The sequence below is a fragment of the Devosia sp. 63-57 genome (genome assembly GCF_001899045.1).
Lineage (GTDB): Bacteria > Pseudomonadota > Alphaproteobacteria > Rhizobiales > Devosiaceae > Devosia > Devosia equisanguinis.
In genome coordinates, this window is record NZ_MKUY01000005.1 from 654,644 (window position 1) to 681,386 (window position 26,743).

Here is a 26,743-nt window from a genome sequence, read left to right on the forward strand (position 1 = left end):
ATGACCTACCGGGCCGACACGGCACGCTATGACACCATGCAATATCGCCGTTCCGGTCATTCGGGGCTCAAGCTGCCGGTGATCAGCCTGGGGCTGTGGCAGAATTTCGGGGGCACGCGCGACTATCCCTCTGCCATGGAAATTCTCGGCTATGCCTTCGATCAGGGCATTACCCATTTCGACCTCGCCAACAATTACGGGCCGCCCGCCGGCTCGGCCGAAGAGCTGTTTGGCACGGTCCTGGCGCGTGACTTCCGGCCCTATCGTGATGAGATGATCATCTCCACCAAAGCCGGCTACAATATGTGGCCCGGCCCCTATGGCGAATGGGGGAGCCGCAAATCCCTCCTCGCCAGTCTCGACCAGAGCCTCAAGCGGATGGGGCTCGACTATGTCGATATCTTCTATTCCCACCGCTTCGATCCCGATACGCCACTTGAGGAAACCATGGGCGCTTTGGCCCATGCGGTGAAATCGGGGAAGGCGCTCTATGTCGGCATTTCCTCCTATCCCGAAAAGGAAACGCGCGAGGCCCATCGCGTTCTCAAGCAAATGGGTGTGGCCACCACCATTCACCAGCCGTCCTATTCGATGATCAATCGCTGGATCGAGAACGACAAGACCATTGATGCCTGCGGCGAGCTGGGGATCGGGGTGATTGCGTTTTCGCCGCTGGCGCAGGGGGTGCTTTCGGGCAAGTACAATTCGGGCAATCTTGCCGGCACGCGTGGGGAGAACCCTAATGGCTCGCTGCGCGCCAGCCAGATCGAGCCGCGCGTGCTCGATGCGGTGAACAAGGTCGGCGAAATCGCCAGGGCGCGCGGGCAATCCATGGTGCAGCTGGCGCTGTCCTGGGTGCTGCGCCGCAAGGAAATGACCTCGGCGCTGATCGGGGTGCGCAATCTCGACCAGCTCAAGGACAATCTCGGCGTCCTCAACAATCTCGATCTCTCTGCCGACGAGATCGCCGCCATCAATGAAGCGACCAAGGGCGGGCAACTGGATCAGCAACCGCGCCCACAACCCGCATCCCGTTAGGGTTTCGCCACAGGGCCAACTCGGCCTGCGCCATTGCCGCATCGTAGCTGCCTAAAGGCCCTCGGGTCGAGCCCGAGGGCGGCATGGCGACGCGAGCCAGACCGTGCCAGGATCGGGGGTCACACCATCATCGATTGCAGCGCGCCCATGGCCGCCAGCGAGCCCATGGAATTGGCAAAGGTCACCGAATGCATGGCGGTGGCCAGATCGCCTGCCGCGAAAATGCCGGGGCGCGAGGTCGCCTGCATCTCGTTGACCGCGATCATCGTGCCGGTGGGCGTTTGCTTCATGTCGAGGCCCAGCTGGCTGTGCAGATCGGCCGCGGGGTGGCTGCGGGGATGGGCATAAAGCGCGCCCATAGCCAGGCTCTTGCCGTCATCCAGCGTGACGCGGCGCAGCATGCCGTTCTCGTGGTCGATCGACACCAGCCGGGCATTCTCGATGCGGACGCCGCGCGCTTTCAGTTTCTGCCGCTCGTCATCGGGGATGGCATGGCCATCGAGGATCAGCGTGAGGTCATCGGTCCAGTTCCGGTAGAGCGCCGGCATGTGCAGCGAAAAGGGGCCGGAATAGAGCAGACCCCAGCTTTGGCCGGCGACCTCATAGCCATGGCAGAAGGGGCAGTGAATGACGGTTCGCCCCCAGCATTCGGCAAAGCCCGGAATAACAGGCATTTCGTCGACAATACCATAGCTGAGGATCAGCCGGCGCCCTTCGAGCTGCTCGCCCGTCGCGCTGGTGACGATGAAGCGGTCCGGCGCGCCGGAAACGCTCACGGCCCGCGCGGAAATCAGTGCGACGGTGGGATAGGCGGCCACCTGCGCGCGGGCCCTTGCAAGCAGTTCACCGGGCGGCGTGCCATCGGCGCCAAGGATGTTATGCGCCGCCTCGGCATAGCGATTGCGGTTGAGCCCGGTGTCGAGCACACTGACCCGACGGCGGGCGCGGCCCAGCTGCATGGCGGCGGTGAGGCCGGCAAAGCTGCCGCCAATGATGATGACGTCCTGCATGGTTTTGGTCCTTTTGATGGCGAGCGAAGGCGCCCGGCGCCCAGGGGCAAATCCGGCGTGTTCGTTTCGCAGTGGAGAATGGTTCAGCCCAGGCGCGGAAACCCCGCGCCCATGGCGTCCTTGGCGATGTCGGCGAGGCGGATGCGCGTCAGCCTTGCGGCCAGCAAAGCCTCGGCGTCATCGAGAAATTCGCTCATCACCCGGTCTACCGACCGCACGATGGCGCATGCTTTGTCGCCGGGATCGCTTTCTGTGCGCAGCAAGAGGCGCTCATCCATGGCTGCATAGACCTGGTGGAGGGTGATCTCCTCTGCCGGCCGGGCCAGCGCCCAGCCGCCATTGGGTCCCTTGCTAGCCACGACGAGGCCCGCCTCGCGCAATTCGCCCAGCGCCCGCCGCACCACCACGGCATTGGTCATGAGGCAGCTGGCCAGCGCCTGCGAGGTCAGCACCTTGTCGGGCTGGGCATGGAGATGCACCAGCGCGTGCAAGGCCAGGGATAGTCGGCTCGATTTTTTCATGTAACTATTATTGTTACATATAGAGGCCTCAGTCAAGCCGCATTCCGCAGGTCACCTGGAGCGGCTAAGCTGGTCGGCAGGTCTGGGAGGATAAGCATGCGTCGCTTTGCCATGGTTTTGGGTTTTGGACTCTTGGGGCTGGCGCCGGCACTCGCCTTCGATGCCGATATAGAGGCGGTCATCGACCACATGAAGACCGGCAAGGCCATTCCAATCGCCGATGTCGGCACGCTGATGAGCGGGGCCGAGCGATGGTGCTACAATCAGGACGGCAGCAATTGCATGTGGTCCGATATCTATCTCAAGGTCGATGCCAAGGGCGCCGTGTTCGAGCTGGAGCATGCCTGGGACGATGTCCATGACGTGCAGTTTGTCGAACGCGGCGAATTTCGCGACGGCCGTTTCATCTGCGAGACCGGCGGGGACTGGCTGCCGACACTGCGCGCCACGAGGCGCAGCGACGGCATGCCTTTGGGCGGGCGGGAGTTGGCAGCGCTCAAGGATGAGGTCGGCGCCTATGTGACGCGCGATGCCAATAATTGCTTCGACTACCTGTTCGAGGGCGCCGACCCCGCCGCCGACACCGTATCGCTGCTGCAGCGCCAATATACCGATGGCGTCTATCAGGACGGCGCCGATGCCAAGGTGACGCTGCATTTCGACGCCGACACTGCGCAGGGACTGTCGTTCTACTGACGACAGAGGAAAGGCAGCCCCTGCAAGAGGCCGCCTTTCTGAAGCTTCTTAGCCGATGCGGCCGTCGACGATGTTGTCCGACAGCGGCGCCGGGCGTGTGACCGGCGTGTTGATCGCGACCGTGCGGCCATCGCGGGCAGCCGTTTCGAAGGCCTCCATGACCTCGAGCACATGCAGCGCCAGGTCGCCATTGGCGCGATGCGGCCGGTTTTCGAGAATGCCCAGTGCCATGTCGGCGACGCCCAGCGAGCGGTAATTGCCCTCGGCATAGGGCTGCTCGACCTTGACCAGGGCCCATTGCTCATTGTGGCCGCGCTTGCGCAATTCGAGCTCACCGCCGAACAGGTTGGGATCGGGGACCAACAGGCTCTGCTCGGTGCCATAGATCTCGAGCGGGACGTGCTTGTGCGCAGCGACGTCGAAACTCATGGCGATCTGCACGATGGCGCCATTGGCAAAGCCCAGCGAGCCGGTGACATGAGTATCGATCTTGACCGGCATGATCTGGCCCTTCTTGGGCTCCGACAACACCGGCCGCTCCTGGCGCAGGCGCGAGGACATGGCCGAGACACGCGCCACCGGACCCAGGAGATTGACCAGGTCGGTAATGTAATAGGGCCCCATATCCAGCATCGGGCCGCCACCCAGGTCATAATAGAAGGCCGGATCGGGATGCCAGCTTTCATGGCCGGGGCACTGCATGTAAGCGGTGCCGCCGATGAGCTGGCCCAAGGCGCCGCTATCCACCACGGCGCGGGCCTGCTGGTGCGCGCCGCCAAGGAAAGTGTCCGGCGCCGACCCGAGGCGCAGCCCCGCCGCATTGGCAGCCGCGAGCAATGTCTTGCCCTCGGCGAAGGTGATGCCCAAAGGCTTTTCCGAATAGACATGCTTGCCGGCGGCGAGGCATTTGAGACCGACCTCTACATGGGCGCGCGGAATGGTGAGGTTGACCACGAGATCGATCGCGGGGTCGGCCAGCATCTCCTCGACGCTCATGGATTTAAGACCGAATTCGGCGGCGCGCGCCGTGGCGGCTTCGGCCCGCATGTCGGCCAGCCCCTTGATGTCGAGCACCGGAAAGCCTGGCAAGCCGTCCTTGCCCAGAATGGCCTTCAGATAGGCCGACGAAATATTGCCGGTACCGATGAAACCGATACCGAGGCGCTTGGCAGACATGCGCGTCTTCCTCCCAGATGTACGTGCCTCAGACTAGCGCCCCAATGGCGGAGGCGGAAGGGGTTTTGGGAGGGAATCGCGCATGAACAGCTTGTCTGGCTGGTGCCCTGCTAAGGCTGGCCGATTTGTGCCTTTAGCCAGTCGGCATCCGGCTCGATCGGGGTGATGACGTCGATCAGCACGCCATTGGGATCGGCCACGATCACATGCCGCTGGCCGAACACCTCGTCGCGCAGCGGCTGGGCGATCGCAACGCCAGCGTGTTCCAGCCGTTTGGCTTCTGCGGCTGCGTCGTCGACATAAAAGCTGAGGATGACGCCGGCGCTCGGCACACGACCAGGCTCGGGAATGGAATCGTGCCGGTAGTCGATGACGGCAAGTTCGAACAGACCGGCGCTATCTCCCTTGAGATGCACATACCAGTCGCTTTCAAACACGGGGGTAAAGCCGAAGGCATCGCGATAGAACTGCGCCGTGCGTGCCACATCGGCGACCTGCAACAGGGGAAACAGGCTGTTGAATTTCATAATCGGCCTCCTTGCCGGAACTGTCATTTAGATACAGACTGCATGTATCTAAGATAAGTAACATACAGGCTGCATGTATGCAAGTCGAACGGCGAACACAGGATGAGCGGCGAGAGGCGACGCGCACGGCTCTGCTCGATGCGGCAAGATCGCTCTTCGCAAAAAAAGGCTATGCCGGTACCAGCACCCCCGAGATCGTCGCGGCGGCGGGCGTGACGCGCGGCGCGCTCTACCATCACTTCCCCGACAAGCTCGCTCTCTTTGCGGCCGTGGTGGTAGAGGAGCACCGCGCCGTGGCCGATGCCATTGGCGCTGCCGGCGACGGAGATGCGGCCCCACCAGACATGATCGAGGCGCTTGTTGCGGGGGGCGAGGCCTTCATACTGGCCATGCAGGATGAAGGCCGAAGGCGCATCATGCTGGTCGATGCGCCTGCGGTTTTGGGCCGCGAGGCGGTGGACGGCATCAATGCCGAATATGGCCTGCGCACCCTGATCGATGGCGTGCAATGCGCCATCGATCAGGGTGTCATGGCACCGGTGCCCGTCTGGCCCATGGCGCATTTGCTCAACGCCGTCTTCGACCGCGCCGCTCTTGCGCCGGCGGATGAGGTGGCTGCCTTTCGGGATGCAATCGACGCCCTGCTGCGCGGTTTGCGCCAGACGTCCCCTCGCCCCTGAGACGAGGGGACTGTGTGTCGGCTTTAGTCCCCCGCGCGTTCCAGGTGCTCGATCCGCGCTGCCAGTTCCTGCACCGCCTTGACCAGGGGTGCGATGAACTGGGTGTAGCGCAGCGCCTGGCTGCTCAGGGGATCGTCGGGATCGGCGAGCACATGGCCGGCGAAATCGCCTATATCCAGGGCGGAGATGGTTTCGGCGACATCCTGGGCGATGAAGCCGTAATGGGTGCGCCGTCCGGGCTGCGCTTCGCCGTTTTCGAGGCTCCCTTCGCGCCAGCGATAGCTGACAGGATTGAGCTTTTGCACGAAGTCGAGCCCAAGCGCGCTTGGGACGATGTCGGTCTTGAGGCGCAGGTCGGAGGTTTCGATGGTGCCGGTCGCCGACCAGATGGCCGACCAGCGAGCTCCGCTCGCACCAAGGCTGGCGCTGTTGTCGCTTGATGGGCGCAGGTCACTGGCCAGCGTCACCGCGCCAGTCGTGGCGTTGACGGCGACAGCATTCACCCAGGAGACGCCATCGGCGCTGACCTTGATGCGCCAGTCATTGTCGCCCATCAGCCCCATTTCGGCCTGGCCGGTCCAGTTGGACTGGAACAGCAGGCTCGCCGTATCCCCGCTGGTGGCTTTGTTGATCTTGAGCTGATGGCCGGCACCGTCATGGGTGAGCAGCACTGCTTCGGCGGCCACGGCCAGTCGGTTGACCGAATCGGCACTGGTGTTGACGCCCAGTTGCGGCAGGCCCGCCCCGATTGCCGCCACCGCGATCCAGGCGCTGCCGGAATAGAGCTTGAGACTGCCTGCCTGGCGGTCGAAGACCTGCCACCCCGCCTCTGGCGCGAGGAAGCGCCAGGTCCCTGCCTGCCAGACGGCAATGGCGTTTTCTTCTCCAGCCCAGGCGCCGGTTGCGCCAATCGGTACGATCCAGGCCGAACCGGCATCGGGCGTTGCCGGCGGGTTCGCGACATTTGCCGCCTCCACAACAGGCTGCACCAGCACGTCGAGCATCTGCAGCGCCTCGTTGTGCGTAATGTGCTTGAGCGCCTGTCCGGCAGCGATGAAAGGCATGTTCAGTCGATCAGTTTGCATCATGCGAAGCTCCAAAAAATGGCCCCGTCAGTTTGCGCCCGCTTTCAGCGGCGGGGATAAGCGGGATAAGTCAAGCGCGCCAGCGTCGTCCTGCCCCTTGCCGGAGCGGCCCAGTCGGCGCTAGGCAGGCTGCGCAGAATCTTGTCTGCCTTGCCCGGAGCTCCCTATGTCCCGCACCGACGCCATTCTGAAGCGCCTGTCCGGTCTGCATCCCAAGCTGATCGATCTCAGCCTCGAACGTATTCTGCGTCTGCTCGCCGATATGGGCAATCCGCAACAGCGCCTGCCGCCGGTGATCCACGTTGCCGGCACCAATGCCAAGGGCTCGACCATCGCCTATCTCCGCGCCTTTCTCGAAGCGGCGGGACAGCGCGTCCATGTCTATAATTCGCCGCATCTGGTGCGTTTCAACGAGCGCATTCGCCTCGCCGGCACTCTGGTCGGCACCCGCCAGCTCAATGCCGCTCTCGAAGGGGTCGAGCATCTCAATGCTGGCCGCTCCATTACCTTTTTCGAGGTGACGACCGCCACGGCCTTCAAGCTTTTTGCCGAGACACCGGCCGACTTCCTGCTGCTCGAAACCGGCATGGGCGGAACCTATGACACCACCAATGTCGTCGACCAGCCCCTGGGCACCATCATCACCCCGGTCGATCTCGACCACCAGGCATTTTTAGGCAATAGCATCGCCGAGATCGCTGTCAGCAAAGCCGGCATTCTCAAGCGCGGCGCCAAGGCCGTCATTGGCCTACAGCAGCCCGAAGGGCGTGCCGTGCTGGAGCGGGCCGCCCATCGCCTCGGGATCAGGCCGCTCTGGCAGGGTGAGGATTTCCATGGCCAGGTCCAGGATGGGCGGATGGTCTTCCAGGACGAGGATGGTCTGCTCGACCTGCCGCCACCTGCGCTCCTGGGCCCGCACCAGTTCGACAACGCCGCCCTGGCCATCGCTGCCACCCGCCATTTTGGTCTGCCCGTCGATGCCGCTGCTATCGCCACTGGCCTCCGGCACGTGATCTGGCCGGCGCGTATGATGCCGCTGCGGAGCGGAAAATTGCGCGCGCTGCTGCCGGCCGATCACGAACTCTGGCTCGATGGCGGCCACAACGCCCATGGTGCGGCGGCGCTCGCCCGGTCCATCGCCGCCCTGCAGGACGCGCGGCCGCAAAAGCTGATCATGATCATGGGCATGATCAATAACCGCGATCCGGTGGCCTTTCTCGAGCCGTTCCGCAGCTTTGCGCCCGAAATCATGACGCTGACCATTCCAGGTGAGGCAAACGCCCACAAGGCGGCCGCCATGGCCGGCCTGTTGACCGAGGCGGGATTTACCGCGCACCCCAAGCGGTCGATCGCCAGCGCCTTGTCGGAGGCCGCACAGGTGCCCGATGCCCGAGTGCTGATCTGTGGTTCGCTCTACCTGGCTGGAGATGTCCTCGCAAAAAATGGGACGCCGCCGGACTGACCGCTCAGGCAAGGCCCTTGGTCTTGCTCCGCAACTGTCCCGACATGACGAAGGTCAGCACCAGGATCGGGATCAGCGCGGCAAAGGCAAAGCGCACGCCAAAGCCCTGCACCAGCGCGCCGATCAGCGCCGGCGCGCCCAGATTGACCAGCTGAAATATCAGCGTCGTCGCGGCCACGTTCTGCGAAGCCGGCCGATCGCCCAGCCGCGCTGCGGAAGACAGCATCAGCGGATAAAGGACGCAGATGCCCAGGCCCACCAGCGCGAAGCCGACAAGGCCCGCCCAGGCATTGGGTGCGAGGGTGACCAGCAGCAGGCCGGCAATGGCAATGGCCGAAAGGATGCGTGCCACCGGCACCGGGCTGAACCGATCGAGCACGCTGTCCGCCCGCAACCGCCCGGCGGCCATGGCGGCGACGAGAACAGGCAGTGCCAGCGACTGCAGCCAGGGCGCGACGTCAAAGCTGTCGCGCAGATAGATGATGGCCCAGGCCCGCGCCGCGCCTTCCGTCAGCCCCGCACCAAGGCCGAAGGCCACGAGGCCCAGCGTGGCCAGCGTAGGCAATGAGAGCCGCCTGACCTTGGCGTCACCACTATACAGCCGCGGTGGCGCGCTTCGCATCGGCACGACCACGATCAGCAGCAGTATCAGCAGAACCGGCGCCATGAGGCCAAGATGCCAGGCGGGGGAAAGGCCCATGCCGCGCATGCCGACCCCGATGAGTGCGGTGACGAGAAAGCCGATGCTCCACACGCCGTGGCAGGTGTTCATGATCCGGCCGCCGCCTGCGGCCTCCACCCTGTCGGCCTCGACATTGATCGCGATATTGGTGAGCGAAAACCCCACCCCGTTCAATGCCAGCAACACAAACAGTGCCACCGGATGCAAGAGAATGCCGGCCAGCGCGGAAGTAACGATCACCACCGGCAGGAAGAGAAGGATGACCTTGCGCGGGCCAATGCGCTCGATGATAGCGCTGGAAAACAGGAACATCGGCAAACCACCCAGCGGTTGTCCCATGAGGACAAGGCCCAACTGCGCCGCTGAGAGGCCGTTGAGCACCTGCAGGTCGGGAATACGGGTCTGCACACCGCCGACGGCCAGAGCGTGGATGAAGAACAGCGCAATGATGCGCCACTGGGCGGTGAGCATGGGTTCTGGATAGTCTCGATTGGTCGGGCGCCGCCAAGGGAAGAGCGGCTAGAATTCAGCGAGGCCCTGGGTCCATCAGGATGTGAATGCGGTCGGCTCCCAGGCGCGCCAGTTTCAGCATCAGCGCCTTGCGCCGCGCCCCGGGCAAGGGCGTGTCGGGACTATCGCGCAAGATGGCGCCGTCATGTCCATCGGCCACGATCAGCCCTTCGCTTTCGGGGAAAATCCCGGCTTCGAGTTCCGGCGGCTTGGCGAAGAAGAACTTGTCGGAGAATTCGCGATATTCCGGCCATTTGCGGTCGACCTGAAAGTCGATGAGGCTCGACTTGATCTCGACGATCCAGATTTCTCCCCTGGGACCGACCGCCAGCACGTCGGCGCGCCGGCCATTGGCCAGCGGCACTTCGGCATAGCAGGCCATGTCATGCCGCTCACGCAGCATCCGCATCACCCCGCGTTGCACGCGCAGCGCAGTTGCCGACTGCCTGAGGTCGACAATGGGCGGCAGCGCGTCAGCCATTGGGTCCCAGTGGTTCGGGCGGCAGGCCATGCGGCGTCGCGGTGTTGCGCGTGCCGAGAGCGAAGCTGGCGGCCCAAAGTCCGGCCAGCAGCAGCGGCAGGCAGATGAGATAGGACGCGCGGATATTGACGAATTCTGCCACGAAGCCTAGGAGCGGCGGCGCGAGAAAGAACACCACGAAGCTCACCTGCCCCAGCGCCGCGACATTGACCGCCGCCGGGCGATCGGTGCGCTGGGCCGCGGCCGAAACGGCGAGCGGATAGACCGCCGAACACCCAATGCCCATCAGCGAAAAGCCGAGCAATGCCAATTCGGGCGTCGGCGCCGTGCCCACGAGGAGCGCGCCGACACTGGCAAGGCTGAGCAGCACCATGGCCACATTGCGCGGCCCAAAGCGGGCGACGATGGGATCGGCAGAGAGGCGCATGGCGGCCATGAAGAAAGCGAAAAGTGTCAGCCCCATCCCGCCCACGAATGGCTCCACCGCAAAGACATTGCGCATATAGATGGCCGACCAGTCGATACCTGCACCCTCGACCAGGAAGGCGGCAAAGCCGATCAGGCAGAGCGGCAGCAGCCCCAGATTGGGGAAGGCGAAGCGGTGACCATCGGCCTCCGACTGGCTGCGCGCGGTGCGGGGGGCATCGGTCGCCCCATAGATGAGGTAGCCGCCTACCAGCACCACGATCGCCGCAACAATGCCCATATGCAGGGCCGGCGTCAGTCCCGATTGGCGGATCATGGCGCCGAAGAGGGCGGTGATGAAGAAACCGACGCTCCAAAAGCCATGGGCGCGGTTCATGAAGCGCTTGCCGGTCTGTGTCTCGAGCCGGTCGATCTCGACATTGAGATTGATTTCGAGTGCGCCCGAAAGCAGCCCGACCACGAACAACACGCCGAACATGGCCGGCGCACTGGGCAGCCAGGGAATGGTGGCAAAGAGCACTGCCGGTCCCAGCGTGGTGATGAAGGCGGTGGTGCGGAAGCCCAGCTTCTCGATGATTGGCGCGCCCAGGGTCAGCGAGATCAGCGAGCCAATGGCCATGCCGATCATGGTCAGGCCCAACTGGCCCTCGGACACGCCAAGATGGGTCTGGATATCGGGCAGGCGCGCCATCAGCGCGCCGGTGGTTACGGCGAAGAGGAAGAAGCAGGCATAGATGCGATGCTGTGCAGCGATCATGGCGTAACGGTCCTGGTAACGGGGCGTGGCGCCAATGCCTGGGCCGTGGCAAGGCCGAGAACGACCAGCGGCAAGCCAACACCGAATGTCCATTGGATGCCATAATGCTCGGCGATGAAGCCCAGCAGCGGCGGTCCCAGCAGGAAAGCGGTGAAGGAGAATTGCGCCAGGGCAGCGACATTGATGGCAGCGGGGCGATCGGTCTGCTGCGCTGCCGCCGACATGGCGAGCGGGAAGAGCGCGCTTGAGCCGATGCCGATCATGGCAAAGCCGAGATAGGCGGCCCACACCGATGGCGCGAAAAAGACGATCACGACGCCGATGCCCAAAATGGTCAGCAGCACCCTGGCGACAGTGACCGGCTTATACCGCTCGACGAAACCATCGGCGAAGAAACGGGCAAAAGCCTGCGATCCCGCTACCACGGCCACCGCAAAGCCGGCCCAGAACGGTTCGACCGCAAAGATGTTGCGCATATAGATCGCCGACCAATCGATCCCCGCGCCTTCCATCAGCATGGCCGAAAGACAGACGCCAACCAGCATCATGATGGCGAGGGTCGGCTTGGCGAGACGCGGCGTTTCCTCGGTGCTGCTGCCGCCACGGGGCGGCGCGGCCTCGAAACGGCCAAGCAGCAACAAGGTGATCACCAGAATTACCGGCACCATGATCATCAGGTGCAGCTGGGGCGACAGGCCGGTCTGGGCAAGGAACGACCCCACCATGCCTGCCGCGAAGAAACCCAGGCTCCAGAAGGCGTGAGCGCGGCTCATGATGCGGCGGCCGATGGCGTGTTCGACCCTGTCCGCCTCGATATTGATGATGATCTCGATGGCCCCGATGGTCAGACCCACAGGCACGAGCAGCAGGAACAGCATGAGTGGGCCATTGGCCCACATGGCAATGGCGTAGAGCAGCGACAGGAGCGGCACGGCGCAAAGCAATACGCGGCGATAACCGACGGCCTCGATGAGACGCCCGGCAAAGGTCAGCGAAATCAGCGTGCCCATGGCAGAACCGATCAGTGCAAGCCCCAATTGCCCCTCGGCGACGCCCATGGCGCTCTGAATATCGGGAAGGCGCGGGAACATGCTGCCCATGCAAAACGAATATACAAAAAACGCCCCGAAGACCTTGATCTGGGGCGGCAGGTCAATGCCGAATCGCATGATGGGAAATGCTCGAAAAAGATCAGTACGCTTTAGCGTAGTGGATTCCGCCGTCACTGCAATGGCCCGCCAAGACCATCAAAACGGTTTATTGCAACGATTGCATTCCGGTCACACGCGCGCGTGAAAAGGTTTACCGGACTGTGTGCTTGCCGACCCAGGCGCGTAGCGCGTCGATCAGGCGGCCTGTTGTCATGGTTGTGGTCAACAGGGCCTCGGCCTCGCGCAGCGTGGGCATGGCGAGGCCCGCGCCGACGCGGCCGACCGTGAGTGCGCCCAAGGTGGCGCCCAGTTGGCAGGCTTCGTCCTCGGCCAATCCAGCGAGCCGCGCGGCGATAATTCCGGCCGCCATGGCGTCGCCCGCGCCGGTGGTGTCCACCACTGTCACGGCGAGGCCCGGTATGGAGGTGGCTGCAGCCGCGGTGACGAGGAGGCAGCCTGCGGCGCCGCGTTTCACCACCACGGCACGTATGCCGAGAGCGACGATATTGTTTGCCGTGGCAAAACCCATCTGATCGATATCGGCTTCGCCCAAGAGTACGGTGTCGAGCATCGGCGCAAACCGGCGTACCTGCTGGGCGATCTCGGCGGCAACCCCGGCGGGAATATCGAGCGAGACCGGAATGCCGGCCGCATATGCGAGGCTGGCGAGCTTGAAGGCGGCGTCGCGTTGCGGCGATTGCAGCAGCGAATAGCCCGACAGATGCACCATGCCGACGCCCTCGAGCACATCGGGCGCGATCAGCTCGGGCGAGAGGCGCGCATTGGCGCCGCGATAGGCGAACATGGTGCGTTCGCCGCTGGCGCTGACCACCACGATATTGGTCTGGGTCGGTTCGGCCGGATCGCGGGAGATCCAGTTGGTATCGACCCCGGCGCCTGCCATGTCGGCAAGCGCCGTGTCACCGACCGCATCGCTGCCGACGCGGCCGATCATGCGGGAGGTGATGCCCATCCGGGCCAGTCCGATCGCCGTATTGGTGGCCGAACCGCCCAATTGCTGCACCTGCCGGTCGGCAATGGCCTCGCCACCCTCGGAAGGATAGGCGGGGACTGCAAGCAGCAGGTCGACATTGATGTCGCCCAGAAGCACAGCAATGGGCACGAGGGGCTCCTAGAGGTCGATATGCATCTGCTCGATGGCCTGGTCGACATCGGCGATGATGTCGTCGATATGCTCGATACCGACCGAGAAGCGGACGAGGCCGTCGACCACGCCCATGGCTTCGCGTTCCTGGCTGGGAATGTCAAGGAAAGCCATGGTGGCGGGCACCTGGGTGGTGGTGCGCAGCCCGCCCAGGCTGGCCGCGAAGGAGCAGAGCTTGAGGCGCTTGAGCAGGCGCACGCCCGAGGCTTCGTCGGCAACGCGGAAACTCAGCATGGCGCCGCCATCCTTGAGCTGTTCCTTGGCCGATTCATAGTTGGGGTGCGATTCGAGGCCGGGGTAGAAGACGCGCTTGACCTTGGGGTGCTTCTCCAGATGCAGCGCCAGCGCGCGAGCATTGGCGCACTGCTTTTCAAGGCGCAGCGCCAGGGTCTGGGCGCCGCGCAGCAGCAGCCAGGCATTGAACGGGGAAAGCGGCGCGCCCAGCTTGTTGAGCGTGTTCCAGCGCACATCCTCAACCCAATCGGCCGGAAGGATGTCGGACTTCTGGGTGATGACGCCACCGACGGCGTCGTTGTGGCCGCCGATGAACTTGGTGGCGCTTTCCACCACCACGTCGACGCCGAAATCATGCGGACGGCAGACGGCGGGGGAGGCGAAGGTGTTGTCGCAAATGACGACGATGCCGCGGGAATGGGCCAGTTCCACCAGGGCGCGCAGGGGCGGCACCTTCATGGTCGGATTGGCGATGGCCTCGACATAGAGCACCTTGGTCTTGTCGGTGAAGGCGGCTTCCACCGCCTTGACGTCGGTGCAGTCGACCAGGCTCACCTTGAGCCCGAAATCCTGGGCGCGGTGGTCGAAGAATTCGTGCGTACTTGAATAGGTGGTGAGATCGGCCACCACATGATCACCGGCCTTGAGAATGCCGAACAGGGCATGGGAAATGGCGGCCATTCCCGATGCCGTGGCGAGGCACGCCGTGCCGCCGGTCAGCTTGGCGATGTGCTCTTCGAGCTTGTATTCGGTAGGATTGCCGCAGCGCGAATAGATATTCACTTCCTTGCGGGCGCCATCCACGATCTGGTCGTAGATATCGCCGGCATATTGGAAGTTGGCCGACATGTAGATTGGATAGCTGATCGACTGGGAGTGTTCCTCGGGATCGTAGAACACGGCCTGGCTGGCGAAATTGAGATCCTTGGACATCGAAATACTCCGGTTATTCCTTGACGGCGCCGCCCAAGAGCGCAGCGGTGACCTGGCGTTCGAAGATGACGAACAGCACCAGCGGCGCGATGGCGGCAATGAGAATGGCGGCCAGCATCACCGGATAATTGGTGATGTGTTCGCCCACGAAATCGGTCAGGCCCACCGGCAGCGTCTTGCGCGCCGGATTGTTGATGAAGACCATGGGGAAGAGGAAGTCGTTCCACACCCAGATCATGTTGACGATGCCGGCGGTGAACATGGCCGGACGGGCAATGGGCATGGCGATGCGCCAGAAGATGCGCCATTCCCCGGCGCCGTCGACACGGGCGGCATCGAAGAGTTCGCGCGGCAGCGTGGCGAAGAATGCGCGCATGATGAAGATGGTCACCGGCACGTTGAAGGCGACGGTCGGCAGGATGACGCCGAGATGGGTATCGAGCAGGCCCGCGGTGCGGAGCATTACCACCAGCGGCACCAGCGCCACATAGGCGGGAATGGCCATGGCGGCGGTCATGCCCAGCTCCACGCCGGCCATCCAGCGCGGCCGATAGACAGCGAGCGCATAGCCGGCCAAAGTCGCCGCCGCCACCGTGAGCAGCGTCGAGCCCGCCATGATCCAGAGCGAGTTCATCGTATATGTGCCGAGCGCCCCATTGCTCCAAGCCGAGGCATAGGCGTCGAACGACCAGTCCTGCGGCAGCGACCAGACCGAGCGCATGAAGTCGCGATTGGTCTTGAAGGTGCTGTAGATCATCCAGACGAAGGGGAAGATCACGATCACCACATGCAGCGCCAGGACGGCGAGCACGACGATGGTGGTGGGCGTAAACCGGGCATTGAACTTCATGCTCAGTCCTCCCCACCGCTACTGGCGCGGCGCAGATAGCGGAAGATGATCCAAGCGGCGAGCGCCGTCAGCACCATCTGGGCAAAGCCTATGGTTGCGGCATAGCCCATCTCGAAACTCGAAAAGCCGACCTTGTAGAGATAGGTGGAGACCACCTCGCTGGCCTGGTTGGGCCCGCCATTGGTAAGCACGAAAACCAGCGAAAAGGTCTTGAGCGAGCCGATAATGGCCAAGAGCACATTGGCCCGTACCGCGTCCCAGACCATGGGAATGGTGATGCGGAAGAATTTGGTGAAATGGTTGGCGCCGTCGAGATCGGCGGCCTCGTAGAGCGATTCCGGCACGCTGCGCACCGCGGCAGTGAACAGCAGTACATAGAGGCCGAGATAGGTGAAGCTCATCACCACGATGACGGCAAGGAAGGCGGTGTCGGACTCGCCCAGCCAGCCGCGCTGCAGATCGCCCAGGCCAATCGCCTTGAGGGCGCCGTTCACGAGGCCAAAATAGGGATTGTAGAGAAAGCGCCAGAGCAGGCCGATGCAGATCTCGCTGACCATCACCGGCACGAGATAGCAGAACAGGAAGAAGCGGCTGACAAAGGGAACGACGCGCACCAGGCAATAGGCGATGGCGAGGCCGACAAACACCTGCAGCACCAGGGCGGTGCCGGCGACCACGATATTGCGGCCCAGCGACAGCCAGAACGTTGCGTCAGTAGCCAGCCGGGCAAAGTTGCCGAGGCCGACAAAGATCGGGGTGGAGACGCCGTTCCACTGGTGGAAGGACAGCCAGCCGGAATAGACGATCGGATAAACGACGAAAGTGGCGACCAGGATAATGGCCGGCGCCAGGAACATTAGCGCAGGAACGGTAAAATCCTGGGATGGGGCGTGTTTGTTCATCGTCGTCTCCGGTCCGGTGCGGCCGAAGCCGCACCGGAAGCACCTGGCAACTCTTAGTTTGCCTTGAGTGCGGCCTCGAGCTGCTGGGCGGCATCGGCTGGGGCAACCGAACCTTCCAGGACGCCCTGAAGGACTTGATAATAGGTATTGGTCGCGGCCGGAGGCATGGCGGTGTCGTAGAACGGGTCGAGATGGCCCGCAGCCGACATCAGGTCATTGGCAATGCCGTAAAGCACCGGGCCAGCATCCTGTTCGGTGGTCGCGCCCTTGACCGTCACCATGGTCTTGCGCAGCTCCACATACTTTTTCATCACCGCTTCGGAGGTGAGGAACTTGACCAGCGTCACCGCATCGGCCTTGTTCTCCGTCTTGTCCGAGATGCCGAAGGCAGCGGCCACGCCGGCCAGCACGTCGGTCTGGTCGCCATTGCCGCCTGAAACCGACGGGAAGGCGAAGTAGCCGAGATCGAAGCCTTCGGGCGCATCAGCCGAAGCGCCGATCTGCCAAGTGCCGTTGAGCAGCATGGCGGCCTGACCATTGAGGAAGAGCATATTGGCTTCCTGGTCGCTTAGGCCGTTGAATCCAATGGGGAAATAGCCTTTGGCGGCAATGTCGGCAACGTTCTGGAAAGCGGTGGTGCCTTCTTCGCCCAGCGTCGCTTCGGCGTCGCCATTGACGAAGGCAGAGACCACGCCCGAACCCTTGAGCCGCATTTCCATATACTGGAACCAGAAGGTCGCCGGCCAGGAATCCTTGTTGCCCAGCGAGAAGGGGATGACGCCGGCGGCCTTGGTTTCCTCGGCCAGCGCGGTCAGTTCTTCCCAGGTAGTCGGCGGGGTCCAGCCCATTTCGGCAAACAGCGCCTTGTCGTACCAGAAGACCACCGAGTCCACGTCGACCGGCACTGCATAGGTGTGGCCGTCAATGGTGGTCTGGGCCAGGGCGCTTTCGAGGAAGCTGTCGCCCCAGCCATCCTTGGCCAGGTCTTCGTCCAGCGCATACATCTGCCCACCATCGACAAAGGCGCCCAGGAACCCGCCCGGCAGGGTGTAGAACACGTCCGGCGGATTGCCCGAGGCCATGGCGGTGTTCAGCTTGGTCTTGTAGGAGGACTGCTCGGAGGCCACCACGTCGAGCGTGATATCGGGATGGGCCTTGGCGAATTCATCGAGCGCGAAATTGATGAAATCGACCTTGTCCTGCTGGCCCGCATAGGCATGCCAGAACGTCAATTCACCTGCCTGGGCAGGAAGCGCCAGGGCCAGGGCAAGCAGGCTCGCGCCGTACAACGACTTCAATGTCATCTGTGGTTCCTCCTAGACCGCCACCATTGCTGGTCCGTCATGAAGTGGTGCCACAACGAAAGTGACCTGTCTATAGTGACACCACATCGTACCCATGCTACCGCTTAATGGTCGAGGGAGAGGGGAGGCTCAACATGGCGCAACCGGCACAGGTCAGGGTGTTATCCGCCACCAGCCAGCTGCGCAGCGTGTTGCCCACCCTGTCGGACTCCGAGCGGCGCGTGGCGCTGTGGATCCTCGAACACCCCCAGGACGTGATGCGTCAATCGATGTCCGCCGTAGCGCAACTGGTCGAGGTCAGCGACACCACGGTATTGCGGATGTGTCGCGCCGCCGGCTTTGAGGGCTATACCGATCTCAAGCTGGCTTTGGCGCGCGAACCCTTCGTGCCAATGCCAGTATCGGGCGACGCGCCGCCTGCCGATGGGCTGCAACTGGCCCAGACCGTGTTTCGCGCCATTGGCCGAGCGCTCGACGACACGCTTGCCGTGCTCGACGAAAGCACGCTGACTCGCGCCATCGAGCAGATCGCCGGTGCCCGCCACATCCTCGTCGGCGGCGTCGGCGGTTCGGGCATTGTCGCCCAGGCCTTCTACCAGCGCTGTTTCCGGCTGGGCCTGCGCTGCGACGCGCCGATCGATTCCCAATTGCAGATCATGCATGCCGCCGGCATGGGGCCACAGGACCTGGTGGTGGCCATTTCCTATTCCGGGATCACCAGCGATCCCGTGCTGCTGCTGCAGGAAGCGCGGGCCCGTGGCGCCGCCACCATCTGCATCACCGGCAATCGCCGCTCGCCGCTGGCGCAGCTGGCCGACACCACTCTGGTCAGCGTGTCCTACGAGCATGGCAGCGAGCCCATGGCGGCGCAGGTGGCGCAGCTGACGCTGATTGACGCCCTTTATGTGGCGCTGGCACAACGTTTGGGCAACCAGGCCCAACTCATCGAAGAGCGGATGGTCAATGCCATTCTGCCCAAATCCATCTAGCAGAAGTTGAGACCCATGAAGGTTCAGATTTATACGATGCAGACCCCCGAAGAGGCCGTCCTGGCGGCCGCAGCGGGTGTCGACTATTTGGGGGTGACGCCCTCAAATCGCGGCCTGCCCGGTGAGATCGATTTCGCCACGGCCCGTAGCATCGTCGATGCGCTGGACGGCAAGGCCAAGCGCGTCGCCCTTTCGGTCGAGAGCGATCTCGGCGATATCGCCGCCATGGTTGCGGCGGTGCGTCCCGACGTCTTGCACCTCTGCGGCGATATCAGCCTCGTTACCCCCGAACAGGTCGGCATTTTGCGCGATCGCCTCAAGGCCGTTCATCCCAAGCTCGAAATTTTGCAGGCCATACCCATGACTGGCCCCGAGGCGCTGGATCACGCCGCCGCCTTCGAAGCGGTCTCCGACCTGTTCATCCTCGATTCCGTTGCGCCCCATATCGGTGGCATCGGCGCGGCCGGTGTCACCCATGACTGGTCGATCAGCCGCGAAATCGTCGCGCGCAGCAAGCATCCGGTGATCCTGGCGGGCGGTCTCAATGCCGACAATGTCGGCGCCGCCATCGCCGCCGTGCAGCCCTGGGGTGTGGATTCGCTCACCCACACCAACAAGCCGCTCGATGGCGGTGGTTTCCGCAAGGACATCGACAAGATTGCCGCCTTCGTCAAGGCTGCGCACGCTGCCGCCTGACCCGGAGGCACTCCACAGATAGCAAAAAGGCCGTTCGCTGCTGCGGACGGCCTGTTTTCTGGCAATAGGTCGATAAGTCTAGATGGCGGCGATGCACACCGAGGTGACGCCGCGATTGCGGAAGCCCAGCTCGTTGGCTGCGGCCTTGGAAAGATCGATGATGCGCTTGCCATGGAACGGGCCGCGATCATTGATGGTCACCTGGATCGACTTGCCGGTCCGCTGGTCGGTGACCTGCACCTTGGTGCCGAAGGGAAGGGAACGATGCGCCGCCGTCATGGCGTTCTCGTTGAAGGTTTGTCCCGATGCGGCCTTCTTCCCGTGGAAGCCGGGGCCATACCAGGATGCGCCACCACATTGGGCATAGGCTGCGCTGGAAAAACTAAGGACGATTGCAGCACAGGTGGCGGCGAGAACGGCTTTCTTAATCAATGGGGGAGGCTCACTGTCGTTGTCGATGCCGGCTGACTAAGCAGCGCCAGCGGCCACAATGTGAGCATTTCTGGCCTTTTGGCCGCAGATGGACGCGCTGTGGCGCCTTTACCGCAGTTAAAATGCCGAAATCTGTTAACGATAGCGTGTTTCGTCTTGGCTTTTTAGAATTTGAATCCGCGAGACTAACGAATCATTCACCTCTAGCCGCGGGGTCGCGGCAAGTGTTGGAACCGCTTTGCCCGGTGTGGCAGATGGGCAACGGTTCCCCAAAACAGCCCGATGGGGCCCTAAAAACCAAAATCGTGATCTGTGAATAATGGGAAAGGCGGGAATTTCCGGCTCCGCCTTCGCAAATGTGGCAAAGAAAAAGGCGGCAGCCTAAGCCACCGCCCCAGTTCGTCAGGGAAAAGACCGCAACCAGATCAGTCGCGCGGCTGCGGCACGATGCGCAGATAGGGCTTCAGCTCTTTCCAGCCTTCTGGATACTTGGCCTTGGCGGCCTCGTTGGACACGGCCGGGACGATGATGACGTCCTCGCCGCTCTCCCAGTTCACTGGCGTTGCAACCTGATGCTTGGCGGTAAGCTGCAGGCTGTCGATGACGCGCAGCACTTCATTGAAATTGCGGCCGGTGGAGGCCGGGTATTCGATCTTGAGCTTGACCTTCTTGTCCGGCCCGATGACGAAGACCGAACGCACGGTCAGGGTGTTGTCGGCATTGGGGTGGATCATGTCGTAGAGACGGGCCACTTCGCCCTTGGTGTCGGCCAGGAGCGGGAAGTTCAGCGCCGTGCCCTGGGTCTCTTCGATGTCCTTGGCCCAGCCGCCATGATCCTCGAGCTTGTCGACCGACAGGCCCAGCACCTTGACGCCGCGCTTGTCGAATTCCGGCTTCAGCTTGGCGGTAAAGCCGAGTTCGGTGGTGCAGACGGGGGTGAAGTTCTTGGGATGGCTGAACAGAACTGCCCATGAGCCGTCGATATAGTCATGGAAATGAATCGGACCCTCGGTGGACTCGAGGGTGAAATCGGGGGCGGTGTCGCCGATCAGGATCGCCATTGTCGTCTTTCCTTGCCCGCCTGAGCGGGTCCGTTTTCGTCAATATGGAGCATATCGTGCTGCTGCACCCCACTTAAAGCAGCAGGGTACGAAATGCTTTTGCCTTGTTTGGCGCCGCTGCGGCAAGCCTTTGCGGCCTGCCTGCGACAATGAGAATGGGGGCAAGCCTACTCGCCCTGCACCATGACGGAGCCCTGCATCGGCTTGGCGGCCGGCGCGCCATTGGTCCAGGTGACGTCGCTACCGTTGAGCGGTACGACCGAGAGGCTCATCTTGCCCGATCCCTGCTGCAGCTGGCGCGAATGGGCCAGGTAGATCAGGGAATTGTTGGCGGCATCATAGATGCGCGTCACCCGCAGCGACTTCCAGATCAGCGAACGACCCTCCTTGAAGATCTCCTCGCCGCCGGCGCTGGTGCGGATATTGCCCACGGTGATCGGGCCGGTCGCCGAGCAATCGAGCGCCGAATAGGATGGGTCTTCGAACCAGTTGCCCTGGCTCAGTCGGTCGATGAAGGAGCGGTTGAAGAAGGCCAGGTGGCAGACCACGCCCTGCACTTGCGGATCGGCGACCGCCTCGATGGAGATGTCGTTGCCGGTCCAGTCGACCCCCACACTGCCCACCTGTCTATTGTCGCCACATGCCGCCAGGGCAAGCGCGGCTGTTGCGACGACGGCGATACGGGCAAATGGGTGCATGGCGACCTCCAAAATGATGCACCGAACATGGTGCGCCACCATGCGATAAGCAAGAGAGTGGCGATGGCTCGAGCGCTGCTATTGGCGCACGCGGCGGTTGAGTGCCCGCTCAAGCCAGCGGACCAGCAGGGACAGGGAGATGGTCATGGTGAGATAGAGGAAGGCGACCACATTATAGGTTTCGAAAAACAGGAAGCTCGACGAGGCCGAAAGCTTGCCCAATTGGGTGATGTCCTGCACCCCCAGGGCCGAAACCAGGGCGCTGTCCTTGACCATGGAGACGAAGTCATTGCCCAGCGGCGGCAAGATGGTGCGCAGCGCCTGGGGAAAGACGATGAAGCGAAAGCAGTGCCAGCGCGACAGGCCCAGCGAGCGCGCCGCCTCGATCTGGCCGCGCCCCACGGCCTCGATGCCGGCGCGGAAGATTTCAGCGATGAAGGCCGAGTAGCAGATGGTGAGGGCGAAGATCGCCCGCCAGACGAAGTCGAAACCACGCACGCTGGCCGGCGCTAGCCAGCCCCAGTCGATGAACGGCGCCATGGTCCAGTTGAACGCCCAAACCATGGCCGGCGCCGCCACGAAGGCGATATAGAACAGGAAGACCAGGATCGGAATGCCGCGGATGATCTCGATATAGAAGGTCGCAATCTCGCGCAGCACGCGGATATTCGAGGTCCGCGCCAAAGCGATCAGCAGGCCCAGCACGGTCGCGGCAATGAAGGCGACGAACGTCACCCATAGCGTTGTCAGCACCCCACCGGAAAGCGTGGCGAAGATGCCCGAATAGGTCTGGTCCGAGGTGATGGCCCACAGACCCAGCACGAACAGCAACAGGATCGCCAATAGCCAATAGGGCAGGCGGGAAAACAGCGAGGTTCGGCGGGTGCGATGGCTCATAGGCGAGGGGTATGGCGAAAAACCACCGGCTTGAACAGACCGGCAGGCCCCGCGCCTCCCATTCCCTTTGCGGAACGGAAATGGGGGAGGAGGTTCATCGGTGGATCACTGAACCCTCCCCACCCGGCCCTCCCTGAATGGGGAGGGGGCGAAGCGCCTGACCTGCGGATGCGCGGCCTATTTGGCGGCGTAGTCGAAGAACCAGTAGTTGATGCGTTCGTCGAGCCAGCCATCTTCACGCATCTGGTCGAGCGCGGCATCGAAAGGCGCCACGAGATCGGAACCCGGCGTCAGGATGAAGCCCAGGGGATCGGACTTGATGCTCTCGCCCACCTGCTTGAACGCCCCCGGATCGGCGCCAATATAGCCTGTCGCCGCTGCCTGGTCGGCGATGATCGCATCGACATCCCCGGCTTTGACCGCCTGCACGGCAGCGCCGAAACTATCGAAGGTCTTGACCCGCGGATTGGCCTCGTCACCATCGAGCACATCATAGATGGCGGTATAGAAGGACGAGGTACCTGCCTGCGCGCCGAACAACAGATAGGCATGCTCGGCAAAGCTTTCGGGGCCGGTGATCCGTTCTTCATCAGCACGCACCAGGAAATACTGTTCGACCGTGATGAAGGGCTCGGTGAAATCGATCTGCTGGGCGCGTTCCTCGGTGATGGTGATGCCATCGGCGCCAACATCGAACTGGCCAGTCCGCACGCTTTCGATCATCACGTCCCAGGCGGTGAGGTTCCACTTCACCTTGGCATTGAGTCGCTTGGCGATCTCGTTGATGACGTCATATTCGAGCCCGATACCATTCCCATCCGGACCCGCGAAATTGAGCGGATAATAGGCGTTTTCGGTGACGGCATGGATAACGCGACCGTCCAGATCGGGCAGTTCCTGGGCCATTACCGGCATCGCGGCGACCGACAGGGCCACACCGGCCAAAAGCGCAAGCATCTTGTTCATGAGGTCATTGTCTCCCGGCTGTGACATCTGCGGGAGACTAGAGTGTTTCCCGCAAAACTGGCAACGGTTTTGCGGTTCTGAAGCGCAGCGACACACATTCCAGATCAATTGGTCGCATCGGCAAGGCGGCGCGGTGCTGAAAACGCGCGCCGCCATCGCAAGCGCATAGCAGCGCTCAGGCTTCGTCGTGCACGTCGGCGGCCGCACCGCGGGTCTTGAGAGACTCGATGGCGTTCTTGGCGGAAGCCTTGGAGGTATAAGTCTCGGTGCGCACCATGGTTTCGCCATTGCTGGCGACGAAGCGCACGAAATGCTGGCCGTCCTTTGAGGCAACGATCTCGAAACGGTAGCCGCTGCCGGTCTCGTCCTTGGACAGATCGACAGTGATGGCCTCGGGCGCATTCTTTTTCAGCGATTCAATGGCGCTCTTGGCGCTGGCCTTCTGCTTGTAATTCTCCGACCAGAAGATCTTCTCCGAATTGTAGGAAAAGTCGAACTTGAACTGATCGTTCGCTGCAGCGGTGATGTTGAATTTGTGTGCCATGACGCTGGCCTCCCTGAATCCTCTGCGAACACTAGCGCAATGGCGGGAATTGAAAAGCCACTAGTTTTCGAGCGCCACCCGGTCGACATGGCCCAGGTCGCGATCGGGATCGATGCGGTCGCGCACCATCTGCTTGAGCACCCGGCTGTCGGGGAAGCCGCCATCGCGCTTGCGCTCCCAGATAAGCTCGTCATCGAGCCTGATCTCAAAAATCCCACCCGTACCCGGCACCAGCGTTACCGAACCGAGTTCCAGCGAGAAGGTGGACAAGAGTTCCTGCGCCATCCAGGCGGCGCGCAGCATCCAGTTGCATTGGGTGCAATAGGTAATGCTGATCAGAGGCCGACCCGCACTGGGGCTCATTTGCGCTTGTGCCCGGCTTCCTTGGGGTCGACAAGATTGGCCAGGATCTGATCAACCAGGTCGAGGTCCTGTCGCTTGCCGGCCGCTTGCTGCTGTAGGTCGACGAGATAAGAGGTGGTGTAATAGAGTCGCCGCGCCAGCATGATGGCGATGTGCAGCGAAAACTCTGGATGCCCGTCGAGAAAGGTCAGCGCATCGGGGATTTCATAGGCGGTGACGTCGGAGAGTGCCCGCACCGTGGCCGAATGCGGCATGTCGAGCAGTACCGCCATCTCCCCGAAGATCGAGCCAGGCTCGTCGATATGAGTGACCTGAGTACGCTCACGGATCACTTCCACCTGACCCTCGATCAGGATCAGCAGCTTCCCTAGCCGTTCTCCTTCCGGCAACATGGCCTGGCCGGATTTAAAGCGGACCTGCTTGAGATCCTTGCAATAGTCGAGAATGTCGGGCATTGGCCCCCGCCTTTGTCTGCCGCTTGCCCGACAATTTCTAAACCATCGTCCCGAAGCTGCAAAGCGCCGAGATTAAAGCAGCTTTTCGATATCGGCCGTCATGTCCTTGGGCTCGGTGGTCGGCGCATAGCGCTCGGCCACCTTGCCGTCGCGACCGATGAGGAATTTGGTGAAATTCCACTTGATCGCTTCACTGCCCAGAAGACCCGGCGCCTCGGCCTTGAGCCATTTGTAGAGCGGATGAGCCTCCTCGCCATTGACGTCGATACGCTCGAAGACCGGGAATGTGACGTCATAGGTCAGCGAGCAGAACTCGGCGATCTCGGCACTGCTGCCCGGCTCCTGACCGGCGAACTGGTTGCAGGGGAAGCCGAGGATGACGAGGCCGCGGTCCTTGTATTGGCGATAGACCGCTTCCAGCCCCTCATATTGCGGGGTCAGCCCGCATTTGCTGGCCACATTGACCATCACCACGACCTTGCCCTCATAGGCAGAAAGCGGTTGCGGCGTGCCGTCGAGCAGGTTGAGGGTGAAATCGGAAAGGCTGGTCATGAGCGATCCTCGCTTGGGTCTGACCAGGAGGTACGCGTCTGCTACAGCCGATGCAATGCGACGCTTTCGATTTGTCGGGCGGTGGCGAGCAGACGCTCAATACCGCTCCGGCCCCAGATCGGTCATGTCGATGCCGGGATCGGTGCCTGATACGAGGCCAGCAATGGCGCGGCCCGAGCCGCAGGCCATGGTCCAGCCCAGCGTGCCGTGGCCGCTATTGATATAGAGGTTGTCGATTTTCGACCGCCCGATAATGGGGGTGCCATCGGGCGTCATCGGCCGCAATCCGGTCCAGAAATTGGCGCGTGCCGTGTCAGCCGCGCCGGGAAACAGCGAATTGAGGCAATAGGCCAGCGTTTCGCGCCGCCGCTCCGGCAGGTCGTAGCTATAGCCGGAAATTTCGGCCATGCCGCCCACCCGAATGCGATCGCCCAGCCGCGTCACCGCGATCTTGTAGCTTTCGTCGAGCAGAGTGGATTCGGGCGCCCGCTCGACGGCTTCGATCGGTACGGTGATTGAGTAGCCCTTGACCGGATAGATCGGCAGCTTGATGCCGACCTGCCGCGCCAGCCTCGGCGAATAGCTGCCCAGCGCCAGCACAAAGGCATCGGCGTTCACCTTGTCCTGCGCCGTCCTGACACCCACCACCCTGTCGCCCTCGACATCGATGCCTTGAATATCGACGCCATAACGGAAATTGACCCCCAATCCGGTTGCAATTTCAGCAAGGCGCGTGGTGAACATGTGGCAGTCGCCGGTCTCGTCTTCCGGGGTGCGCAGACCCCCCAGGATGTCGGCATCGGAATTGCGCAAGCCGGGCTCCACTGCTTCGCAGCCCGCGCGGTCGAGCATTTCGAACGGCACGCCATAGTCGGCCAGCACCGCCATGTCCTTGGCGGCGCCGTCGATCTGGGCCTGTTTGCGGAACAGTTGCAGCGTACCCTGCTTGCGCCCGTCATAGGTGATGCCGGTTTCCGCCCGCAATTCCGCCAGCGTCTCGCGGCTGAAATCGGAGACACGCACCATGCGCGCCTTGTTGATGGCATAGCGCCCGGCGGTGCAGTTGCGCAGCATCTGCAACAGCCAGGCGATCATATAGGGGTCAGGCTTCGGGCGTAGGATGAGCGGTGCGTGCTGCATCAATAGCCACCGCACCGCCTTGGCTGGAATGCCCGGTCCGGCCCAGGGCGAGGTGTAGCCAAACGAGAGCTCGCCAGCATTGGCGAAGCTGGTTTCAAGCCCCGCACCGCCCTGGCGCTCGATCACCTCGACCTCGTGCCCAGCTTTGGCCAGATAATAGGCCGTCGTGACCCCGATCACGCCGGCGCCGAGAACCACGATCCGCATGCCTGTCCCTCTATGTTTCCGGATGCCTGTTGGAGATCCCTCAACCTCCAGCCATCCTCATTGGCTCAGGATAATGGCGGATCGTTCGAATTTCTCGCCATTCCATGCAATGACGTGCGGCCTTGTGCGGGCTATTGAAATTTTCTGCGCACA

Annotated in this window: 30 protein-coding genes; 6 read left to right on the forward strand and 24 right to left on the reverse strand. The window is 62.7% G+C overall.

Features of this window, described 5'->3' with window-relative positions:
• Positions 1-1,038 carry an aldo/keto reductase gene (locus BGO80_RS11430; RefSeq protein ID WP_286721578.1) on the forward strand — a complete coding sequence of 346 codons (1,038 nt, stop codon included), beginning with the start codon at positions 1-3 and terminating at the stop codon, positions 1,036-1,038.
• A 119-nt stretch (positions 1,039-1,157) separates the two neighbouring features.
• On the opposite strand, the gene BGO80_RS11435 is transcribed toward BGO80_RS11430, so the two are convergent.
• Together BGO80_RS11435 and BGO80_RS11440 are read right to left on the reverse strand one after the other, a co-directional pair.
• Complete coding sequence (locus tag BGO80_RS11435; protein ID WP_286721579.1) at positions 1,158-2,048, reverse strand: NAD(P)/FAD-dependent oxidoreductase; 891 nt, start codon at positions 2,046-2,048, stop codon at positions 1,158-1,160.
• 83 nt (positions 2,049-2,131) lie between these two features.
• The gene (locus tag BGO80_RS11440; protein ID WP_126148751.1) at positions 2,132-2,569 is read right to left on the reverse strand and encodes an RrF2 family transcriptional regulator; all 438 of its coding nucleotides are present in this window, start codon (positions 2,567-2,569) and stop codon (positions 2,132-2,134) included.
• A 96-nt stretch (positions 2,570-2,665) separates the two neighbouring features.
• On the opposite strand from BGO80_RS11440, the gene BGO80_RS11445 reads away from it, so the two are divergent.
• Positions 2,666-3,265, forward strand: a complete 600-nt coding sequence (locus BGO80_RS11445; RefSeq protein WP_286721580.1) for a hypothetical protein — start codon at positions 2,666-2,668, stop codon at positions 3,263-3,265.
• Positions 3,266-3,313: 48 nt separating this feature from the next.
• On the opposite strand, the gene BGO80_RS11450 is transcribed toward BGO80_RS11445, so the two are convergent.
• Together BGO80_RS11450 and BGO80_RS11455 are read right to left on the reverse strand one after the other, a co-directional pair.
• Positions 3,314-4,441 carry a Gfo/Idh/MocA family protein gene (locus BGO80_RS11450; protein WP_286721581.1) on the reverse strand — a complete coding sequence of 376 codons (1,128 nt, stop codon included), beginning with the start codon at positions 4,439-4,441 and terminating at the stop codon, positions 3,314-3,316.
• A gap of 110 nt (positions 4,442-4,551) precedes the next feature.
• Positions 4,552-4,968, reverse strand: a complete 417-nt coding sequence (locus BGO80_RS11455; protein WP_286721582.1) for a VOC family protein — start codon at positions 4,966-4,968, stop codon at positions 4,552-4,554.
• 77 nt (positions 4,969-5,045) lie between these two features.
• On the opposite strand from BGO80_RS11455, the gene BGO80_RS11460 reads away from it, so the two are divergent.
• On the forward strand, positions 5,046-5,648 hold the full coding sequence (locus BGO80_RS11460) for a TetR/AcrR family transcriptional regulator (protein ID WP_286721583.1): 603 nt from the start codon (positions 5,046-5,048) through the stop codon (positions 5,646-5,648).
• A gap of 23 nt (positions 5,649-5,671) precedes the next feature.
• Here the strand turns inward: BGO80_RS11460 and BGO80_RS11465 are convergent, their stop codons facing one another.
• A complete protein-coding gene (locus BGO80_RS11465) occupies positions 5,672-6,736 on the reverse strand; it encodes a DUF2793 domain-containing protein (RefSeq protein ID WP_286721584.1) in 1,065 nt (354 codons plus the stop codon).
• A gap of 163 nt (positions 6,737-6,899) precedes the next feature.
• Between BGO80_RS11465 and BGO80_RS11470 the strand changes: the two genes are divergently transcribed.
• A complete protein-coding gene (locus tag BGO80_RS11470; protein ID WP_286721585.1) occupies positions 6,900-8,195 on the forward strand; it encodes a bifunctional folylpolyglutamate synthase/dihydrofolate synthase in 1,296 nt (431 codons plus the stop codon).
• A gap of 4 nt (positions 8,196-8,199) precedes the next feature.
• On the opposite strand, the gene BGO80_RS11475 is transcribed toward BGO80_RS11470, so the two are convergent.
• The 9 genes from BGO80_RS11475 to BGO80_RS11515 form a co-directional block, all read right to left on the reverse strand.
• Positions 8,200-9,348 (reverse strand): MFS transporter, encoded by a 1,149-nt coding sequence (locus BGO80_RS11475; protein WP_286721586.1) that lies wholly within the window; start codon positions 9,346-9,348, stop codon positions 8,200-8,202.
• 55 nt (positions 9,349-9,403) lie between these two features.
• The gene (locus tag BGO80_RS11480; protein WP_126148759.1) at positions 9,404-9,868 is read right to left on the reverse strand and encodes an MmcB family DNA repair protein; all 465 of its coding nucleotides are present in this window, start codon (positions 9,866-9,868) and stop codon (positions 9,404-9,406) included.
• A complete protein-coding gene (locus tag BGO80_RS11485; protein WP_126148760.1) occupies positions 9,861-11,051 on the reverse strand; it encodes an MFS transporter in 1,191 nt (396 codons plus the stop codon). The genes BGO80_RS11480 and BGO80_RS11485 overlap by 8 nt, the downstream gene beginning before the upstream one ends.
• Positions 11,048-12,220, reverse strand: coding sequence for an MFS transporter (locus BGO80_RS11490; RefSeq protein WP_286721587.1), 1,173 nt, complete (start codon positions 12,218-12,220; stop codon positions 11,048-11,050). The genes BGO80_RS11485 and BGO80_RS11490 overlap by 4 nt, the downstream gene beginning before the upstream one ends.
• A gap of 133 nt (positions 12,221-12,353) precedes the next feature.
• A complete protein-coding gene (locus tag BGO80_RS11495) occupies positions 12,354-13,325 on the reverse strand; it encodes a carbohydrate kinase family protein (RefSeq protein ID WP_286721588.1) in 972 nt (323 codons plus the stop codon).
• 9 nt (positions 13,326-13,334) lie between these two features.
• On the reverse strand, positions 13,335-14,534 hold the full coding sequence (locus BGO80_RS11500) for a trans-sulfuration enzyme family protein (RefSeq protein ID WP_286721589.1): 1,200 nt from the start codon (positions 14,532-14,534) through the stop codon (positions 13,335-13,337).
• Positions 14,535-14,547: 13 nt separating this feature from the next.
• Entirely contained in the window at positions 14,548-15,384 is an 837-nt protein-coding gene (locus BGO80_RS11505; protein ID WP_286721590.1) for a carbohydrate ABC transporter permease, read from the reverse strand.
• A 2-nt stretch (positions 15,385-15,386) separates the two neighbouring features.
• Positions 15,387-16,286 (reverse strand): carbohydrate ABC transporter permease, encoded by a 900-nt coding sequence (locus BGO80_RS11510; RefSeq protein WP_286721591.1) that lies wholly within the window; start codon positions 16,284-16,286, stop codon positions 15,387-15,389.
• 53 nt (positions 16,287-16,339) lie between these two features.
• Positions 16,340-17,590, reverse strand: coding sequence for an ABC transporter substrate-binding protein (locus tag BGO80_RS11515; protein WP_286721592.1), 1,251 nt, complete (start codon positions 17,588-17,590; stop codon positions 16,340-16,342).
• A 134-nt stretch (positions 17,591-17,724) separates the two neighbouring features.
• On the opposite strand from BGO80_RS11515, the gene BGO80_RS11520 reads away from it, so the two are divergent.
• A complete protein-coding gene (locus BGO80_RS11520) occupies positions 17,725-18,579 on the forward strand; it encodes a MurR/RpiR family transcriptional regulator (RefSeq protein ID WP_286721593.1) in 855 nt (284 codons plus the stop codon).
• Between the two features lie 15 nt (positions 18,580-18,594).
• A complete protein-coding gene (locus tag BGO80_RS11525) occupies positions 18,595-19,275 on the forward strand; it encodes a phosphoribosylanthranilate isomerase (protein WP_286721594.1) in 681 nt (226 codons plus the stop codon).
• A 78-nt stretch (positions 19,276-19,353) separates the two neighbouring features.
• Here BGO80_RS11525 and BGO80_RS11530 read toward each other — a convergent pair whose 3' ends face one another.
• The 10 genes from BGO80_RS11530 to BGO80_RS11580 all read right to left on the reverse strand — a co-directional run bounded on the left by BGO80_RS11530 (position 19,354) and on the right by BGO80_RS11580 (position 26,590).
• Complete coding sequence (locus tag BGO80_RS11530) at positions 19,354-19,707, reverse strand: septal ring lytic transglycosylase RlpA family protein (RefSeq protein ID WP_206437760.1); 354 nt, start codon at positions 19,705-19,707, stop codon at positions 19,354-19,356.
• Positions 19,708-20,132: 425 nt separating this feature from the next.
• Entirely contained in the window at positions 20,133-20,768 is a 636-nt protein-coding gene (locus tag BGO80_RS11535) for a peroxiredoxin (RefSeq protein WP_286721595.1), read from the reverse strand.
• 167 nt (positions 20,769-20,935) lie between these two features.
• Complete coding sequence (locus BGO80_RS11540) at positions 20,936-21,466, reverse strand: CreA family protein (protein ID WP_126148771.1); 531 nt, start codon at positions 21,464-21,466, stop codon at positions 20,936-20,938.
• Between the two features lie 78 nt (positions 21,467-21,544).
• Positions 21,545-22,363, reverse strand: coding sequence for an amino acid ABC transporter permease (locus tag BGO80_RS11545; protein ID WP_286721596.1), 819 nt, complete (start codon positions 22,361-22,363; stop codon positions 21,545-21,547).
• Between the two features lie 177 nt (positions 22,364-22,540).
• Positions 22,541-23,329 (reverse strand): substrate-binding periplasmic protein, encoded by a 789-nt coding sequence (locus tag BGO80_RS11550; protein ID WP_286721597.1) that lies wholly within the window; start codon positions 23,327-23,329, stop codon positions 22,541-22,543.
• Positions 23,330-23,504: 175 nt separating this feature from the next.
• Positions 23,505-23,873 carry a YegP family protein gene (locus BGO80_RS19460; RefSeq protein WP_126148774.1) on the reverse strand — a complete coding sequence of 123 codons (369 nt, stop codon included), beginning with the start codon at positions 23,871-23,873 and terminating at the stop codon, positions 23,505-23,507.
• Between the two features lie 60 nt (positions 23,874-23,933).
• Entirely contained in the window at positions 23,934-24,236 is a 303-nt protein-coding gene (locus BGO80_RS11565) for an Rdx family protein (protein ID WP_126148775.1), read from the reverse strand.
• Positions 24,233-24,691, reverse strand: a complete 459-nt coding sequence (locus BGO80_RS11570) for a Crp/Fnr family transcriptional regulator (protein WP_286721598.1) — start codon at positions 24,689-24,691, stop codon at positions 24,233-24,235. Before BGO80_RS11570 ends, BGO80_RS11565 begins: the two co-directional genes overlap by 4 nt.
• Before the next feature lie 72 nt (positions 24,692-24,763).
• Complete coding sequence (locus BGO80_RS11575) at positions 24,764-25,243, reverse strand: glutathione peroxidase (RefSeq protein WP_126148777.1); 480 nt, start codon at positions 25,241-25,243, stop codon at positions 24,764-24,766.
• Between the two features lie 96 nt (positions 25,244-25,339).
• A complete protein-coding gene (locus BGO80_RS11580; protein ID WP_286721599.1) occupies positions 25,340-26,590 on the reverse strand; it encodes a D-amino acid dehydrogenase in 1,251 nt (416 codons plus the stop codon).
• Between the last annotated feature and the right edge of the window lie 153 nt (positions 26,591-26,743).

Coding starts and splice junctions, on each gene's coding strand:
- BGO80_RS11490 (WP_286721587.1), bottom strand. CDS start 12,220: ATGCGATTCGGCATTGACCTGCCGCCCCAGATCAAGGTCTTCGGGGCG.
- BGO80_RS11570 (WP_286721598.1), bottom strand. CDS start 24,691: ATGCCCGACATTCTCGACTATTGCAAGGATCTCAAGCAGGTCCGCTTT.
- BGO80_RS11565 (WP_126148775.1), bottom strand. CDS start 24,236: ATGAGCCCCAGTGCGGGTCGGCCTCTGATCAGCATTACCTATTGCACC.
- BGO80_RS11575 (WP_126148777.1), bottom strand. CDS start 25,243: ATGACCAGCCTTTCCGATTTCACCCTCAACCTGCTCGACGGCACGCCG.
- BGO80_RS11430 (WP_286721578.1), top strand. CDS start 1: ATGACCTACCGGGCCGACACGGCACGCTATGACACCATGCAATATCGC.
- BGO80_RS11525 (WP_286721594.1), top strand. CDS start 18,595: ATGAAGGTTCAGATTTATACGATGCAGACCCCCGAAGAGGCCGTCCTG.
- BGO80_RS11435 (WP_286721579.1), bottom strand. CDS start 2,048: ATGCAGGACGTCATCATCATTGGCGGCAGCTTTGCCGGCCTCACCGCC.
- BGO80_RS11485 (WP_126148760.1), bottom strand. CDS start 11,051: ATGATCGCTGCACAGCATCGCATCTATGCCTGCTTCTTCCTCTTCGCC.
- BGO80_RS19460 (WP_126148774.1), bottom strand. CDS start 23,873: ATGGCACACAAATTCAACATCACCGCTGCAGCGAACGATCAGTTCAAG.
- BGO80_RS11580 (WP_286721599.1), bottom strand. CDS start 26,590: ATGCGGATCGTGGTTCTCGGCGCCGGCGTGATCGGGGTCACGACGGCC.
- BGO80_RS11540 (WP_126148771.1), bottom strand. CDS start 21,466: ATGCACCCATTTGCCCGTATCGCCGTCGTCGCAACAGCCGCGCTTGCC.
- BGO80_RS11535 (WP_286721595.1), bottom strand. CDS start 20,768: ATGGCGATCCTGATCGGCGACACCGCCCCCGATTTCACCCTCGAGTCC.
- BGO80_RS11470 (WP_286721585.1), top strand. CDS start 6,900: ATGTCCCGCACCGACGCCATTCTGAAGCGCCTGTCCGGTCTGCATCCC.
- BGO80_RS11545 (WP_286721596.1), bottom strand. CDS start 22,363: ATGAGCCATCGCACCCGCCGAACCTCGCTGTTTTCCCGCCTGCCCTAT.
- BGO80_RS11460 (WP_286721583.1), top strand. CDS start 5,046: ATGCAAGTCGAACGGCGAACACAGGATGAGCGGCGAGAGGCGACGCGC.
- BGO80_RS11550 (WP_286721597.1), bottom strand. CDS start 23,329: ATGAACAAGATGCTTGCGCTTTTGGCCGGTGTGGCCCTGTCGGTCGCC.
- BGO80_RS11475 (WP_286721586.1), bottom strand. CDS start 9,348: ATGCTCACCGCCCAGTGGCGCATCATTGCGCTGTTCTTCATCCACGCT.
- BGO80_RS11465 (WP_286721584.1), bottom strand. CDS start 6,736: ATGATGCAAACTGATCGACTGAACATGCCTTTCATCGCTGCCGGACAG.
- BGO80_RS11440 (WP_126148751.1), bottom strand. CDS start 2,569: ATGAAAAAATCGAGCCGACTATCCCTGGCCTTGCACGCGCTGGTGCAT.
- BGO80_RS11480 (WP_126148759.1), bottom strand. CDS start 9,868: ATGGCTGACGCGCTGCCGCCCATTGTCGACCTCAGGCAGTCGGCAACT.
- BGO80_RS11445 (WP_286721580.1), top strand. CDS start 2,666: ATGCGTCGCTTTGCCATGGTTTTGGGTTTTGGACTCTTGGGGCTGGCG.
- BGO80_RS11520 (WP_286721593.1), top strand. CDS start 17,725: ATGGCGCAACCGGCACAGGTCAGGGTGTTATCCGCCACCAGCCAGCTG.
- BGO80_RS11500 (WP_286721589.1), bottom strand. CDS start 14,534: ATGTCCAAGGATCTCAATTTCGCCAGCCAGGCCGTGTTCTACGATCCC.
- BGO80_RS11515 (WP_286721592.1), bottom strand. CDS start 17,590: ATGACATTGAAGTCGTTGTACGGCGCGAGCCTGCTTGCCCTGGCCCTG.
- BGO80_RS11450 (WP_286721581.1), bottom strand. CDS start 4,441: ATGTCTGCCAAGCGCCTCGGTATCGGTTTCATCGGTACCGGCAATATT.
- BGO80_RS11510 (WP_286721591.1), bottom strand. CDS start 16,286: ATGAACAAACACGCCCCATCCCAGGATTTTACCGTTCCTGCGCTAATG.
- BGO80_RS11505 (WP_286721590.1), bottom strand. CDS start 15,384: ATGAAGTTCAATGCCCGGTTTACGCCCACCACCATCGTCGTGCTCGCC.
- BGO80_RS11455 (WP_286721582.1), bottom strand. CDS start 4,968: ATGAAATTCAACAGCCTGTTTCCCCTGTTGCAGGTCGCCGATGTGGCA.